Origin of the sequence: Rhodococcus sp. UNC363MFTsu5.1, assembly GCF_000686785.1 — a bacterium.
GTDB lineage: Bacteria > Actinomycetota > Actinomycetes > Mycobacteriales > Mycobacteriaceae > Rhodococcus_G > Rhodococcus_G maanshanensis.
The window spans coordinates 516,033-530,200 of sequence record NZ_JMLO01000001.1; the positions used below are offsets into that span (position 1 = coordinate 516,033).

At 68.7% G+C, this 14,168-nt stretch carries 11 protein-coding genes; 1 reads left to right on the top strand and 10 read right to left on the bottom strand.

Features of this window, described 5'->3' with window-relative positions:
• Positions 1 to 65: 65 nt before the first annotated feature.
• The 5 genes from BR31_RS0102470 to glsA all read right to left on the bottom strand — a co-directional run bounded on the left by BR31_RS0102470 (position 66) and on the right by glsA (position 4,756).
• A complete protein-coding gene (locus tag BR31_RS0102470; protein WP_027499561.1) occupies positions 66 to 281 on the bottom strand; it encodes a hypothetical protein in 216 nt (71 codons plus the stop codon).
• A 91-nt stretch (positions 282 to 372) separates the two neighbouring features.
• Entirely contained in the window at positions 373 to 1,011 is a 639-nt protein-coding gene (locus BR31_RS0102475; protein WP_231496341.1) for an SIMPL domain-containing protein, read from the bottom strand.
• Positions 1,008 to 1,847 carry an ABC transporter permease gene (locus BR31_RS0102480; RefSeq protein ID WP_027499563.1) on the bottom strand — a complete coding sequence of 280 codons (840 nt, stop codon included), beginning with the start codon at positions 1,845 to 1,847 and terminating at the stop codon, positions 1,008 to 1,010. Before BR31_RS0102480 ends, BR31_RS0102475 begins: the two co-directional genes overlap by 4 nt.
• A complete protein-coding gene (locus tag BR31_RS0102485) occupies positions 1,844 to 2,833 on the bottom strand; it encodes a daunorubicin resistance protein DrrA family ABC transporter ATP-binding protein (protein ID WP_027499564.1) in 990 nt (329 codons plus the stop codon). The genes BR31_RS0102480 and BR31_RS0102485 overlap by 4 nt, the downstream gene beginning before the upstream one ends.
• Positions 2,834 to 2,932: 99 nt before the next feature.
• The gene (gene glsA / locus BR31_RS0102490; RefSeq protein ID WP_027499565.1) at positions 2,933 to 4,756 is read right to left on the bottom strand and encodes a glutaminase A; all 1,824 of its coding nucleotides are present in this window, start codon (positions 4,754 to 4,756) and stop codon (positions 2,933 to 2,935) included.
• A 197-nt stretch (positions 4,757 to 4,953) separates the two neighbouring features.
• Between glsA and dxs the strand changes: the two genes are divergently transcribed.
• Positions 4,954 to 6,885 carry a 1-deoxy-D-xylulose-5-phosphate synthase gene (dxs, locus tag BR31_RS0102495; RefSeq protein ID WP_081830298.1) on the top strand — a complete coding sequence of 644 codons (1,932 nt, stop codon included), beginning with the start codon at positions 4,954 to 4,956 and terminating at the stop codon, positions 6,883 to 6,885.
• Between the two features lie 19 nt (positions 6,886 to 6,904).
• Here dxs and BR31_RS0102500 read toward each other — a convergent pair whose 3' ends face one another.
• The 5 genes from BR31_RS0102500 to BR31_RS0102520 all read right to left on the bottom strand — a co-directional run bounded on the left by BR31_RS0102500 (position 6,905) and on the right by BR31_RS0102520 (position 14,146).
• Positions 6,905 to 8,350, bottom strand: coding sequence for a sugar porter family MFS transporter (locus BR31_RS0102500; RefSeq protein WP_027499567.1), 1,446 nt, complete (start codon positions 8,348 to 8,350; stop codon positions 6,905 to 6,907).
• A 130-nt stretch (positions 8,351 to 8,480) separates the two neighbouring features.
• The gene (locus tag BR31_RS0102505) at positions 8,481 to 9,485 is read right to left on the bottom strand and encodes an iron-siderophore ABC transporter substrate-binding protein (protein ID WP_027499568.1); all 1,005 of its coding nucleotides are present in this window, start codon (positions 9,483 to 9,485) and stop codon (positions 8,481 to 8,483) included.
• 97 nt (positions 9,486 to 9,582) lie between these two features.
• The gene (locus BR31_RS0102510) at positions 9,583 to 10,593 is read right to left on the bottom strand and encodes an alpha/beta hydrolase (RefSeq protein ID WP_081830274.1); all 1,011 of its coding nucleotides are present in this window, start codon (positions 10,591 to 10,593) and stop codon (positions 9,583 to 9,585) included.
• Between the two features lie 239 nt (positions 10,594 to 10,832).
• Complete coding sequence (locus BR31_RS0102515; protein WP_027499570.1) at positions 10,833 to 12,938, bottom strand: 3-hydroxyacyl-CoA dehydrogenase NAD-binding domain-containing protein; 2,106 nt, start codon at positions 12,936 to 12,938, stop codon at positions 10,833 to 10,835.
• 2 nt (positions 12,939 to 12,940) lie between these two features.
• Positions 12,941 to 14,146 carry a thiolase family protein gene (locus BR31_RS0102520; RefSeq protein WP_027499571.1) on the bottom strand — a complete coding sequence of 402 codons (1,206 nt, stop codon included), beginning with the start codon at positions 14,144 to 14,146 and terminating at the stop codon, positions 12,941 to 12,943.
• Between the last annotated feature and the right edge of the window lie 22 nt (positions 14,147 to 14,168).

Sequence of the window (14,168 nt, forward strand, 5' to 3'; positions counted from 1 at the left end):
TGCGGCCCACCCTCAGCGGGGGTGGGCCGCACTGTTGTGTTCGGGACGAGGAGGACGTGCCGGGCTCAGACCGCCCGGTACACGTCGGCGTTTATGTACGCCGCCACCAGATCGTGGTACTCGCGGCGAGGGCGGTGGTCCGCGGGCAGGACGCCTGCCAACGGTGCCTGCGAGCGGAACTGCTCGAGATTGAAGGCCTGCCCGCCGTTGGTCCGGCGGCCGATGGCGACCACGCCCACGAGCGCGATCAGTACCGAGGAGAGAACGAGGTAGGGGATCACGACACCAGTGTCGCCGACCGGTCCGCACCTTCCCAAACTCTGGGAACGAGATCTTCGGCACAGGTGATGCAGGTCACGGGTGTTTTTCGGGTCAGATCAGGGTCCAGCGCACCCGCACCGTCGCCGACAGCTCGGTCTCGCCGCGTTCGATCGGCATGGCATCGGCGGACGCCTTCATCGCCCGCATCATCGGCCGGGGCATCGGCGGCGAGTCGACCTCCTCGGACACCTCGACGACCTTGCCGAGTTCGCGCCCCGAGAGCCCCGCGTACTGCCTCGCCTTCGCGAGGGCATCGGCGAAGGCTGCGTCCCTGGCCCGACTCAGCAGCCCGGCCTGATCCGAGATCCCGAGCTCGAGGCCGCCGAGCCGGACGTCGTCCCCGCCCGCGCCGACGCAGTCGGCGATGATCTGACCGGGGGCAGACAGATCGCGCAGCGTCACCGACAGCGCGGTGCCGGCGATGTAGCCGACCACCTGCTGACCCTGGTTCTCCTGCCACACGGTGTCCGCGTGCACGGACAGTCCCGTGGTGGCGACGTCGGCGGGGGAGACGCCGGCCGCCCGCAGCGCCTCGGACACCGCCAGGGCCGCCTGCCCTGCCCGTTCGAACGCACCGGTGACCTCGGGCCTGCGAACCTCGATGGACACCGTGATCCGCATGATGTCGGGGGTGGCGGCCGCCGAGCCGTGGCCGAGGACGGTGACGGACGATTTCATCTGCGCTGTCACGACTTCCGGTTGTACAGGCGCATCGTGATGGGCCCGAAGATCAGGATGAAACCGGCGCACCAGCCGAGCACGATGGCCAGGTCACCGAGCTCGAGGGTGCCCGCCATCAACCCGCGAATCGCGGTCACCAGCTTGCTGATCGGATTGACGTTCACGAAGGCCTGGAGCCAGCTGGGCATGGTGGACGGGTCGACGAAGATGTTGCTCGCGAAGGTGAGCGGGAACAGGATGAACATCGACACGCCCATCACCGCTTGCTCGGTGCGCATCAGCATTGCGAACATCGTCCAGATCCAGGACATGCTGAACGAGAACAGCAGCAGCAGCGCGATGGAGGCCACCACGCCGACGACCCCGCCCTGCGGCCGGAAACCGAGGATCAGTCCGAGGACCATCACGATCACCGAGGCGATCGTGTAGCGGACCACGTCGCCGAAGAGGGCCCCGACCAGCGGTGCGGGCCGCCAGATCGGCAGGGACCGGAACCGGTCGAAGACGCCCTTCTCGATGTCCTTGTTCAGCGTCAACCCGGTGTACATGGTGATCATGACGACCGTCTGCACCAGGATGCCCGGGATCAGGAACTGCACGTACGCCTCGGTGGAGCCGGCGAGGGCGCCGCCGAACAGGTACGTGAACATCAGGGTGAACATGATCGGGAACATGGTCACGTCGAACAGCTGCTCGGGCACGTGCTTGATCTTGAGCAGCGCCCGCCACCCGAAGGAGAGCGACGTCGACAGCGCGTTCGGCCGTGCCGGTCGCGGACCCGAGAGCTGCAGCACGTCGCCGACGGCGGGCGCAACCGACGGTGATTGCACGGAGGTCGATGTCATGATGCCGTCTCCTTCGCGAATGCCTTGTCGTCTTCCGATTCGGCCGGACGGCCGGTGAGCGCGAGGAACACCTCGTCGAGGCTCGGCTGTCCGAGCGCGAAGGTGGTGACCGAGATGCCCGCGTCGTCGAGCGCGGGCAGCGCGCGGGCGACCCGCTGCGGGTCGTCGATCCGCGCCGTCAGGGCCGCCGGATCGGATTCCCTGCTGATCTCGACGCCGAGGACGTCGCCGAGTAGGACTGCCGCGTCGTCCCGCCTCGACTGATCCGCGACGCGCACGTGCAGGGCGCCCGACCCGACCGAGGCCTTGAGCTCGCCCGTTGTGCCCTCCGCGATGACCTTGCCGTGGTCGATCACCGCGACCCGGTCGGCGAGCTGGTCGGCCTCGTCGAGGTACTGGGTGGTGAGCAGCACGGTGGTGCCGCCCGCAACCAGGGCCCGGACGATCTCCCAGACCTGGTTGCGACTGCGCGGATCGAGTCCGGTGGTCGGTTCGTCGAGGAAGATCAGCTCCGGCGTGACGATGATGCTGGCCGCGATGTCCAGGCGCCTGCGCATGCCGCCGGAGAACGTCTTCACCTGGCGCGGGCCCGCTTCGACGAGGTCGAAGGCCGTCAGCAGCTGTTCGCACCTGGCCTTGGCTGCGGCCCTCGAGAAGCCGAACAACCGGGCGAGCAGCACCAGGTTCTCGGTTCCGGACAGGTCCTCGTCCAGCGAGGCGAACTGACCGGTCAAGGCGACCTTGCTGCGGACTGTGTCCGCTTCCTTGGCGACATCGTGCCCGAGCACCCTTGCGCTGCCGCCGTCGATCTCGAGCAGCGTCGCGAGCATCCGGATCGTGGTGGTCTTGCCGGCCCCGTTGGGGCCGAGGACGCCGTACACCCCGCCGGAGGGAACCGAGAGGTCGACACCGTCGACCGCGACGTTGGATCCGAACCGCTTGACCAGTCCCTTGGTTTCGATCGCGAGTCCTGAGTTCGAGGGCATGTGGGTACCTTCTCCGATCCTGCGGTCGACGGCAACGTAGTTTTCGAGCGTAGGCGCGGGGTACGACAGTGCGGGTGGGATCGGCGGGGTACCGGCGGTTCAGCCGAGGCGGCCGCGCGGCGCCAACGACCGGATAGCTACCTCCATCTGGGCATATGCGCCCGCTGCCAACCGTTCGAGAAGCGCAACCTTGAGGCCGGGTGCCTCGGCGCCGAGGCGGGCGAAACGGTCCGGCGGCAGCACAGCCAAGCGAACATCGGTGTCGGCGCGCACGTCGCCGAGGAAGCGTTCCCCGATCAGCGTCGGCATCTCGCCGAACGTCATGCCGGGCGCGAGTGTGGTGATCCGGTGGGGGAGTCCGTCCGCGCCCTGCAGGGTGTTGCTCACCCGTCCGGCGAGGATCAGGAAGATGCCTGCGGCCGGATCGCCGCGATGCACGATCACCTCGCCCTGGGCAACGGTCCGGATCTCCAGTTCGCCGGTGAATCTGTCGAACTGCTCGGCGCTGAGCGTCGACACGAGGGGGTGCTGGGCGAGCGTGATCGACTCCGGCAGCCTGGCGCCCGCACAGTGCCGGTCCAGGAGAGTGTCCTCGCACCACTCGAGTGCGGAATCGAGATCGACGAAGACCCGGCCGCCTGCGGCGGGAACCAGCCCGGAGGTGGTGTGCCCCAGTAGGCCCTCGGGGTCGACCAGCGCGAGCTGGCAGCCTTTGGCGCCGAGATCGTCGTACAGGTCCGACAGCATCCTGCTCGCGACCCCGCTGACGTCGTCCACACGCCGGATGTCCACGGCGACCGCCTCGAGTTCGTGGCTCTGCGCGGTGATCTCGCGCACCGCCGTCTCGGTGCCCGCGAACAGCAGGTCGCCGTGCAGTTCGTAGATCCGCGCGCGGCGCCCGAACTTCTCGAGCGAGTCGCGTTCGGCTGGTCCGCGCCGCTGCCTCGACGGTGCCTCCGCGACCGAGTAGCTCGACCTGACCGCTGACTTGGCCGCCCGCGTCACGTGCAGGAAGTGCAGCTCGAGTTCCTTCGAGAGCTCCCGGCAGGCCTGGACCCCGCGGACGCTGTTGCCGTGGGCGTCCAGGCGCGGCGAGTACACCGCGATCCCGATCTGACCGGGCAGCACCGCGAGCACGCCGCCGCCGACACCGCTCTTGGCGGGCAGGCCCACCTGCGTCACCCAGTCGCCCGCGGCGTCGTACATCCCGCAGGTGGTCATCACGCTGAGCACCCGTTCGACGAGTTCGGGCGCCAGGGCCCGCTCGTGGGTGACCGGATTGACCCCGTTGTTCGCCAGTGTCGCGCCCATCACCGCGAGGTCGCGGCAGGTGACGTCGATCGAGCACTGCCGGAAGTACAGGTCGACGGCCGCGTCGGGGTCGTCCGCGATGATGCCGAACGAGCGCAGCATGTGGCCGATGGCACGGTTGCGGTGACCGGTCCGCGCTTCCGACTTGTAGACCGCCTCGTTGAGCGAGAGCTCGCGGCCCGCGTAGCGCGAGTAACACCGGCGCAGCCGCTCGAATCGATGCCCGGGATCGTCCCCGTCGATCAGCGAGGCTGCCGCGATCGCGCCCGCGTTGATCATCGGGTTGCGGGGCCGCTCCGTGACGGGGTCGAGGCTGATCTCGTTGAACGGCTCCCCGGACGGTTCGACGTCGATCTTCTCGGCGACGGCGCTCAGGCCGCGGTCGGCCAGTGCGAGACCGTAGGTGAGCGGTTTCGAGATGGATTGGATGGTGAACTCGGTGTGCGCGTCGCCCGACTCGTAGACGTAGCCGTCGGAGGTGGCGATACACAGGGAGAACGAGTCGGGCGGGACGGCGGCGAGTTCCGGGATGTAGTCGGCGAGCTCTCCGGTGCGGTTCTCCCGGCACAGTGCGAACACTTCCCCGATGAGGCCGTCCACGACGTTGCGCATGGGGCTCAGCCTAGGTCCACGGCGGTGACCTCGGTCACCGAACTTCGGCATAATGAGCAGGCAACGCCGTCGCGCCGCGCGGGTGGACGGGACGTCGGGCAGTTGTCGGATCCGGACTCCGTAGACTGGGTCGGTCGGCACGGTGTCGACGCCGTGTTCACGCAGTTCTTGCTGTGTCTCTGGAGGGAGCGATCTCGTTGGGTGTCCTTTCTCGAATCCAGGCGCCCACCGATCTGCGCGCGCTGAGCCCCGCCGAGATGCGGGAGCTCGCCACGGAGATCCGTGAATTCCTCGTGCACAAGGTCTCCGCCACCGGCGGCCACCTCGGGCCGAACCTGGGCGTCGTCGAGCTCACCTTGGCGCTGCACCGGGTCTTCGACTCGCCCTCCGATCCGATCATCTTCGACACCGGCCATCAGGCCTACGTGCACAAGATGGTCACCGGCCGGATGGACCGGTTCGACTCACTGCGCAAGCAGGGCGGGCTGTCCGGTTACCCGTGCCGCGCCGAGAGCGAGCACGACTGGGTCGAGTCCTCCCACGCCTCCGCCGCGTTGTCCTATGCGGACGGTCTCGCGAAGGCCTTCGAGCTGACCGGGCAGCACCGGCACGTGGTCGCCGTGGTCGGCGACGGCGCGTTGACCGGCGGAATGTGTTGGGAGGCACTCAACAACATCGCGGCCGGCCGCAACCGCTCGGTCGTCATCGTCGTCAACGACAACGGTCGCTCCTATGCCCCGACCATCGGTGGGCTCGCCGATCACCTCGCGGCGCTGCGGTTGCAGCCCGGCTACGAGAAGGTGCTCGACAACAGCAGGCGGATGGTCAAGAAGATGCCGTGGGTCGGGCGCGCCGCGTACCAGCTCCTGCACGGCATGAAGGCCGGGATCAAGGACATGGTGAGCCCGCAGGTCATGTTCACCGACCTCGGCATCAAGTACCTGGGTCCGGTCGACGGCCACGACGAGGCCGCGCTCGAGTCGGCGATGCGACGCGCGAAGTCCTTCGGTGGCCCCGTGATCGTGCACGCGGTGACGCGCAAGGGCATGGGTTACGCCCATGCGGAGAACCACGTTGCCGATCAGATGCACGCAACCGGCGTCATCGATCCGCTCACCGGGCGGTCGACCTCCGAGCCCGCGGCGGACTGGACCTCGGTGTTCTCCGAGGAGCTCGTCGCCCAGGCCGAGCGCCGCAAGGACATCGTGGCGATCACCGCGGCGATGCCGGGGCCGACCGGCCTCGCCGCCTTCGGCGAGCGCTTCCCGGACCGGATGTTCGACGTCGGCATCGCCGAGCAGCACGCGCTCACCTCCGCGGCAGGCCTCGCGCTCGGCGGGCTGCACCCGGTTGTCGCGGTGTACTCGACCTTCCTCAACCGCGCCTTCGATCAGCTGCTGATGGATGTGGCGCTGCTCGATCAGCCCGTGACGATCGTGCTCGACCGGGCGGGGATCACGGGTCCGGACGGGGCCAGCCACAACGGCATGTGGGATTTCTCCTTGCTCGGGATCGTGCCGGGCATCCGCGTCGCCGCGCCGAGGGATGCGGCCTCGCTGCGCGAGGAACTCGCCGAGGCGCTCGCGGTCAACGACGGTCCGACCGCGCTGCGGTTCCCGAAGGGCGCTGTCGCCGAGGACATTCCGGCGATCGAGCGACTCGAGGGCACGGTGGATGTGCTGCGCATGCCGGAGGCGCGCACGGGCGACGTGCTGATCGTCGCCGTCGGCCCCTTCGCCGAGGTGGCGCTCGAGACGGCCGTCCGGCTCGAGCAGCAGGGGATCAGCGCCGCGGTCGTCGACCCGCGCTGGGTGCTGCCGGTGCCCGAGTCGGTGGTCGCGCTGGCCGAGGACTTCCGCATGGTCGTCACGGTCGAGGACAGTGGACTGCACGGTGGCATCGGCTCCAGCGTGTCCGCGGCCCTGCGCGCCGCAGGCGTTGACACGCCCTCGAGGGATGTCGGTGTGCCGCAACGATTCCTGGACCACGCGTCGCGAGATCAGATCCTCAAGGAGCTCGGTCTCACCGCCCAGGATCTGGCCCGCCAGATCACCGGCTGGGTCGTGGGTATCCGATCCGAGGTGGAAGAGTCCTCGGATCTGGGAACCGCTGGTCCCGGCGTCGGCTAATCCGGGCGGCCGCCGGTGATCAGCCGGCCGCCTCCAGGGTGCGTCCGCGGGTCTCCTTGACGAACCGCAGGACGACGAAGAAAGAGATCGCCGACATCGCGGCGTACCCGCCGTAGGTGAGCGAGAGGTTCCAGTCCGCGAGCGTCGGGAAGGTCGAGGACACCAGGAAGTTCGCGACCCAGTTGGCGGCGGTGGCCACGCCGACCGCGGCCGCGCGGACCCGGTTCGGGAAGAGCTCGCTGATCAGGACCCAGACCACCGGGCCCCAGGAGAAGGCGAAGAAGAACACGAATGCGTTGGCCGCCACGAGAGCGATCGTGCCGTTCGTGTCGCTGAGCGTCGCGACCGAGTCGCCGTCGGCGTCGGTGGTGATGGTGGCTGTGTGGAAGCACGCAGCCGTGATGGCCAGCGAGATGGCCATGCCAACCGAGCCGATCAGCAGCAGAGGCTTTCGTCCGATCTTGTCGATGACCGCGATCGCGATGAAGGTGCCGAGTATGTTGACCAGCGCGCTGACGACGCTGATGAACAGGGAGCTGTCCTCGCCGTACCCGACGGCCTGCCAGAGCGTGCTGGAGTAGTAGAAGATCACGTTGATCCCGACGAACTGCTGTAGCGCGGCGAGCGCGATACCGATCCAGACCAGTGGTGCCACCCCGAGCGGTTTCGAGAACAGTTCGCGGACCGTGGTCTTGGTGCGGTGTTCGCTCAACGAGTCGCGGATCTCGTTCATCCGCTGGGTTACTGCGTCGTGGTCACCGCCCTCCAATCTGGAGATGATCTTCCTGGCGTCCTCGTCGCGCGAGCGGGCCACCAGGAACCGCGGCGACTCGGGGATGGTGAACGTCATGATCAGGTAGAGCGCTGCGGGGACCGCCTCGAGTGCCAGCATCCACTGCCAGGCCTCGATGCCTGCCAGCTCACCCCTCGCTCCGTCTGCCGCCGCGGACAGCGCGTAGTTGACGAGTTGGGAAACGGCGATGCCGAGGACGATGGCGAGCTGGTACATGGACCCGAGTCGGCCCCGGATGGCGGCGGGGGAGATCTCCGCGATGTAGGCGGGCGCGATCACCGAGGCGACGCCGACCGCCACACCGCCGACCACCCGCCACGCCGTCAGGTCGTAAATGGTGAACGGGAAAGCAGACCCGATGGCGCCGACGATGAACAGCAGCGCGGCGATCCGCATCACCCGGATGCGGCCGAGGCGGTCCGCGACCTCTCCCGCGATCCAGGCGCCGAGGGCCGCCCCGAGCAGGGTGAGAGAGACGGACAATCCCGTTCCGGCGGCACCGATGTCGTACCGGTCGCGGATGGCGCCAACGGCGCCGTTGATGACTGCGGTGTCGTAACCGAAGAGGAAGCCGCCGAGAGCTGCTGCCCCTGCGAACATCACGGCGTGGGCGACGTCCGCCTTCGCCGCGCCCGATCCGGTACCGCCGAAGGCGGTGTCGCTCTGTGCCATCTCTGACCCCTAGCGCGCCCCGCGGTCGACGCCCCATTGCGTCGTGCAACACCCGGGACAGTGTGGACGCTACGCCGATGACGGCGCGGTGGGGTCGATAAACACGGTCCGGGAGGCGGTGCTGAGCCGGTCAGCCGGCGCGCTTCGCGGTCTCCGCCAGTTGCGGGACGATCTTGTCGAGCACCCAGGGAATGCTGAGCACATTGACGTTGCTGAGTCCGGCGATGACCTGCTGGTCGCGCAGGAGCACGGCCGAGCCGCGCTGGACAGCCCCGAGCGAGGCGATGGCGGGGTTGCCGAGCGGATCGGTAGCGCCGTCGGTGAAGGCCACGATGACGTCCGCATCGATGTCGCGGACGTTCTCCAGCGAGATGTCCTGGTAGAACTTGCCGCTCTTGTTGTCCGCGGCGAGCTTTTCCACGCCGGGGGCGTTGACGAAGCCGAGTTCGGTGAGGACCTGGACCCGCGGATCTGTCGGCAGGTAGACGTTGGCCTCACCCGCGCCGGTGTCGAAGTTCACCACCGCGAGGGTCTTCCCGGCGAACTCGGGGTGCTGGGATGCGGTGTCGGCCAGGGTCTTCCCCAGTCCGTCGATCAGGCCTTCGGCCTCGTCCGGCTTGCCGACGGCCTCGCCGATGATGCTGGTCTGGTCCTGCCAGGTGGTCTGCCAGGCCTTGCCCGGGTAGGCGACGGTGGGAGCGAGCCGGCTCAGCTTGTCGTAGTAGGCCTGGTCGAATCCCTCATAGGGCGCCAGGATCGCGTCCGGGGCGAGCGCGGCCAGCGCCTCGATGGACGGCTCGCCTGCCTGCGGATCGTCGAACAGCGTGGTCTTGTCCGCGTCGAAGTACTTCTCGGCCCATGGCATCACGCCGTTCGGGTTGGCCCCGTACACGTACTTCGGCTGGCCGACGGGGGTGAGGCCGAGCGCGTAGAGCACGTCCTGGGCGTTCCAGCCCATGGTGACGAGCCGGTCCGGCCTCGCCTCGAGGGTGGTGGTGCTGAAGGTGTTGTCGATGCTGACCGGGTAGGCGCCGCCGCCGTCCGCGGCGCTGTCGGAGCTCGCGGTGTCGGAGGCGCAGCCGACCAGGGTGGTGGCGGCGAGGGCGGCGATGCCGAGACGAAAGAGTGAACGCATGCAGGGGAGCCTAACCTAACTGCTGCGTGGGCGAAAACGAGTCCGCGCCCCTGGCGAGGTGCCGGGGGCGCGGATCTCGGAAATACCTAGGGACGACTCAACCGATGTTCGCCGACAGGTCGGGAATCATGCGGTTGACCTGGTCCTCCCAGTTCTTCCAGTTGTGGACTCCCGTTGCGGGGTAGTCATAGTGGGCGTTGCCTGCGCCGATGGTGGCCATCCGGACCTCGAACGCGCGGGTGTTGGCCAGTGCCAACGCCTCCAACGGAACGGCCTGCACGACGCCGAGGGCATCGCTGACGTCGCCGGGGCCGGGGAGCCCGCTGCCGGAAGCAATCCACAACCGGGTGTTGTTCGCCTTCAGCATCGGCGCGAAGACGAACGGATCCATCCGCAGCCACTGCGGCCCCCATGGCGGCGCCATCGCGTCGATGTTGAAGCCGCCGGCCGAGACCATCGCGACGCGAAGTGCCTCGCGCATGCCGGGCGCCGAGTTGTTGAGGAAGCCGGAGTACGACCCGGCGAAGCTGAACTGCCGCGGGTAGTAGGCGGCGAGCGTCAGGGCGGCGCTGCCACCCATCGACAGGCCGAATACACCGTTGCGGGTGGATCTGAACCCTTCCCGCTCGGCAAGCGCGCGCGGCAGCTGTTGGGTCAGGAAGGTCTCCCACCGGTAGGTGTTGGCCTTGCCGTCGACGTCGGCCGCGGCATCCGAGCTGCCCAGCCCCGACGACCCGTTGGAGCTGCCGGTGGATGACCCGAGATCGCCAGGACCCCAGGTGCTCGGCGCGTTCCAGTCCGCATAGAAGCTGGACTCCCCGCCGACCGGCATCACGACGTTGATGTTGGCGGCGGTCAGCGCGCGCGCGACGTTTGTCTCGATCTCCCAGCCGTTGAGATCGTTGCGGGCGCGCATCCCGTCGAGCGCGTACACCACACGGTTCCTGTTGCCGTCCGCGGCACGGAAGATGCGCGACTTGATCCCGCCCATGTCGGACTCGACCCAGAAGTCGTACCCGAAGTTCGGGTCGAACGCCGCGTTGGCTGTACCAACGGGACCTGCTACCGACACCCCGAGCGGTAGCAGCATCGCCAATGACACCAGCATCGAGCGTTTGAGCCTCGAGACGGCCCTCCCACCCCTGAGACGTCTGACTCGCATTCTGTTATTGCCTTTCGTCGGTGCGGCCGAGCATGGCCGCCGTTCACGGGCATCTGACACCATAACGCTGTATCGGTGCAGGAGGCGCCCAAAACGTCGCCGGGGGAGGCACGTGTCAACGCGAAAAGGGCGCGGCACGGGGGATTCCCGTGCCGCGCCCGCCTCGTGACGTGGTGTTTCTCTGGCTAGACGCTCGCGACGCCCGGCGCAAGGAAGCGCTTGCCGTTGACGGCCTCCGAGGTGCCGGTCCGGTCCAGGTACGGCGTGATGCCGCCGTTCCAGAAGCCGAAGCCGCCACCGAGGATCAGGCAGAGGTCGATGTCCTCGGCCGCCGCGACGACTCCCTCGTCGAGCATGATCGCGATCTCCTCGGCGAACGCGCGACGCGTGCGCTCGAGGACCTCCTCGGCGGTGGACGCCTTGTCGCCCTGGGGCCACAGCGCGGCGACCTCGGGGTCGACGACCTGGCCCTCGGGGCCGTAGGTCCACACGCCGGGCTTGCGGGCCTCGACGAGCGCCTCGAGCCCGGGCGAGCTCTTGAAGCGCGCCGGGTACGCGGCCTGCAGGGTCTCGCCGGTGTGCAGCGCGACGGCGGGGCCGACGAGCGCCAGCAGCGTGAACGGGCTCATCGGCATGCCCAGCTCGCCGACCGCGTTGTCCGCGACGTCGAACGGGGTGCCCTCGTCCACCGCGGTCATGACCTCACCGAGGGTGCGGGTGACCAGGCGGTTGAAGACGAACCCGGCCTTGTCGCCGCACAGCACTGCCGACTTCTTCAGCGACTTGGCGGTCGCGAAAGCCGTTGCCAGCGTTGCATCGTCGGTCTTGTCGCCCTTGATGATCTCGAGCAGCGGCAGCACCGCGACGGGGTTGAAGAAGTGGAATCCGACGACCCGCTCGGGGTGCTTGAGCTCGGACGCCATGTCGGTGATCGACAGCGACGAGGTGTTGGTCGCGAGGATCGTCTCGGGGGCGATGAACTCCTCGAGCTCGGCGAAGATCTTCTTCTTCAGGTCGAGGTTCTCGAAGACGGCCTCGATGACGAAGTCGGTCTTGGCGAACGCGGACTTGTCCAGCGAGCCGGAGACGAGCGCCTTGAGGCGGTTGGCCGCGTCGGCGGACAGCCGGCCCTTGCCCTGCAGCTTGTCGATCTCGGTGTGGACGTAGCCGACACCCTTGTCGATGCGCTCCTGGTCGATGTCGGTGAGGATCACCGGGACCTTGAGCTGACGCACGAACAGCAGCGCGAGCTGGCTGGCCATCAGGCCGGCGCCGATGATGCCGACGCCGGTCACCTTGCGCGCCAACGACTTGTCCGGCGCGCCCGCGGGACGCTTGGCCCGCTTGTTCACCAGGTCGAAGGCGTACAGGCCCGCGCGCAGCTCGTCGGCCATCAGCAGGTCGGCGAGCGCCTCGTCCTCGGCGGCGAAGCCGGCGTCGAGCGAGGCAGGATCGGTGAGGTCGGTGGTGCGGGCCAGTTCGAGCAGCTCGATGGCCCGGACCGCGCCAGGCGCGTTGTTCTTCGTCTTGCCCGCGACGAGGGCCTTCGCCCTTGCGATGGCGTCGTCCCAGCCCTGGCCGCGGTCGATCTCGGGGCGGGCCGGGGTGACCTCGCCCGCGAGGACCTGCGCCGCCCAGGCGAGGGACTGCTCGATGAAGTCGGCGGAACCGAACACCGCGTCGACGACGCCGAGCTCGAGGGCCTTCTTTGGGTTGATGACGCGGCCGTTGTTGAGCGGGTTCTCGAGGACGAGGGTGACCGCCTTGTCGGCGCCGATCAGGTTCGGCAGCAGCTGCGTGCCGCCCCAGCCGGGGACCAGGCCGAGCATGGTCTCGGGCAGGCCGAGCGCGCCCGCGCTCTCGGATGCGGTGCGGTAGTGGCTGTGCAGCGCGACCTCGAGGCCGCCGCCGAGCGCGACGCCGTTGACGAAGGCGAAGGTCGGGACGGTGGACTCACGCAGGCGACGGAACACCTTGTGGCCCAGGCGGCCCAGCTCGATGCCCTGCTCGCGGCTGGTGATGGACGGCACGCCCTTGAGGTCCGCGCCCGCGGCGAAGATGAACGGCTTGCCGGTGATGGCGATCGCCGCGGGGTTCGCGGCGAAGGCCTCGTCGAGCGCGGCGTCGAGAGCGGTGAGTCCGCCGGGGCCGAAGGACGACGGCTTGGTGTGGTCGAAGCCGTTGTCGAGGGTGATCAGGGCGACCTGACCGTCGATCCCGGGAACGGACACGAGCTTGGTGTACGCGTTCGTCACGACCTCGTCGGCGAATGCGGTTGCGATTTCAGACATGGTTACTTGGCTCCGTCGAAGTTCGGGTTCTCCCAGATCACGGTTCCGCCCATGCCGAGACCGATGCACATGCTGGTCAGGCCGTAGCGGACGTCGGGACGCTGGGCGAACTGGCGGGAGAGCTGCGTCATCAGACGCACTCCCGAGGAGGCGAGGGGGTGGCCGCAGGCGATGGCGCCGCCCCACGGGTTGACGCGCGGGTCGTCGTCGGCGATGCCGTAATGCTCGAGGAAGGCGATGACCTGGACCGCGAATGCCTCGTTGAGCTCGAAGAGGCCGATGTCCTCGATCTTCAATCCGGTACGGGCCAGCAGCTTCTCGGTGGCCGGGACCGGTCCGTAGCCCATCACAGCCGGGTCGACGCCCTGGTAGGCGAAGCCGACCATGCGCATGCCGATCGGCAGGCCGAGCTCGATGGCGGTGTCTTCGCCCGCGAGGATCGCGGCGGTGGCGCCGTCGTTCAGGCCGGCCGCGTTGCCCGCGGTGATCCGGCCCGCGGGACGGAACGGGGTCTTGAGGCCGGCGAGGTCCGAGGTGGTGGTGCCGGGGCGCGGCGGCTCGTCCTCGGTGGCGAGGCCCCAGCCGGCGGCCGAGCGGGTGGCGACGGGCACCAGGGTGTCGGCGATGTAGCCGGCCTCCTTGGCCGCCTGGTACTTGGCCTGCGACGCGACGGCGTAGGCGTCGGTGCGCTCCTTGGTGATGGTCGGGAACCGGTCGTGCAGGTTCTCGGCGGTGTTGCCCATCACCAGCGCGCTCTGATCGACCAGGCGGTCGGCCAGGAAGCGCGGGTTGGGGTCGGCACCCTCGCCCATCGGGTGACGGCCCATGTGCTCGACGCCGCCTGCGATGACGACGTCGTACTGGCCGAAGCCGATGCCGGACGCGGTGGTGGTCACGGCGGTCATCGCGCCCGCGCACATGCGGTCGATGGCGAAGCCGGGGACGGTCTCCGGCAGGCCGGCGAGGATTCCGGCGGTGCGGCCGATGGTCAGGCCCTGATCGCCGGTCTGCGTGGTCGCGGCGATGGCGACCTCGTCGATACGGGCGGGGTCGAGCTGCGGGTTGCGGCGGAGCAGTTCGCGGATGGCCTTGACGACGAGGTCGTCGGCACGGGTCTCCGCGTACATGCCCTTCGGTCCGGCCTTGCCGAACGGGGTACGGATGCCGTCGACGAAGACGACGCTGCGCTGTGATGCGGGAGCAGCCACGCTGGATTCCTCCTGGCTGGAG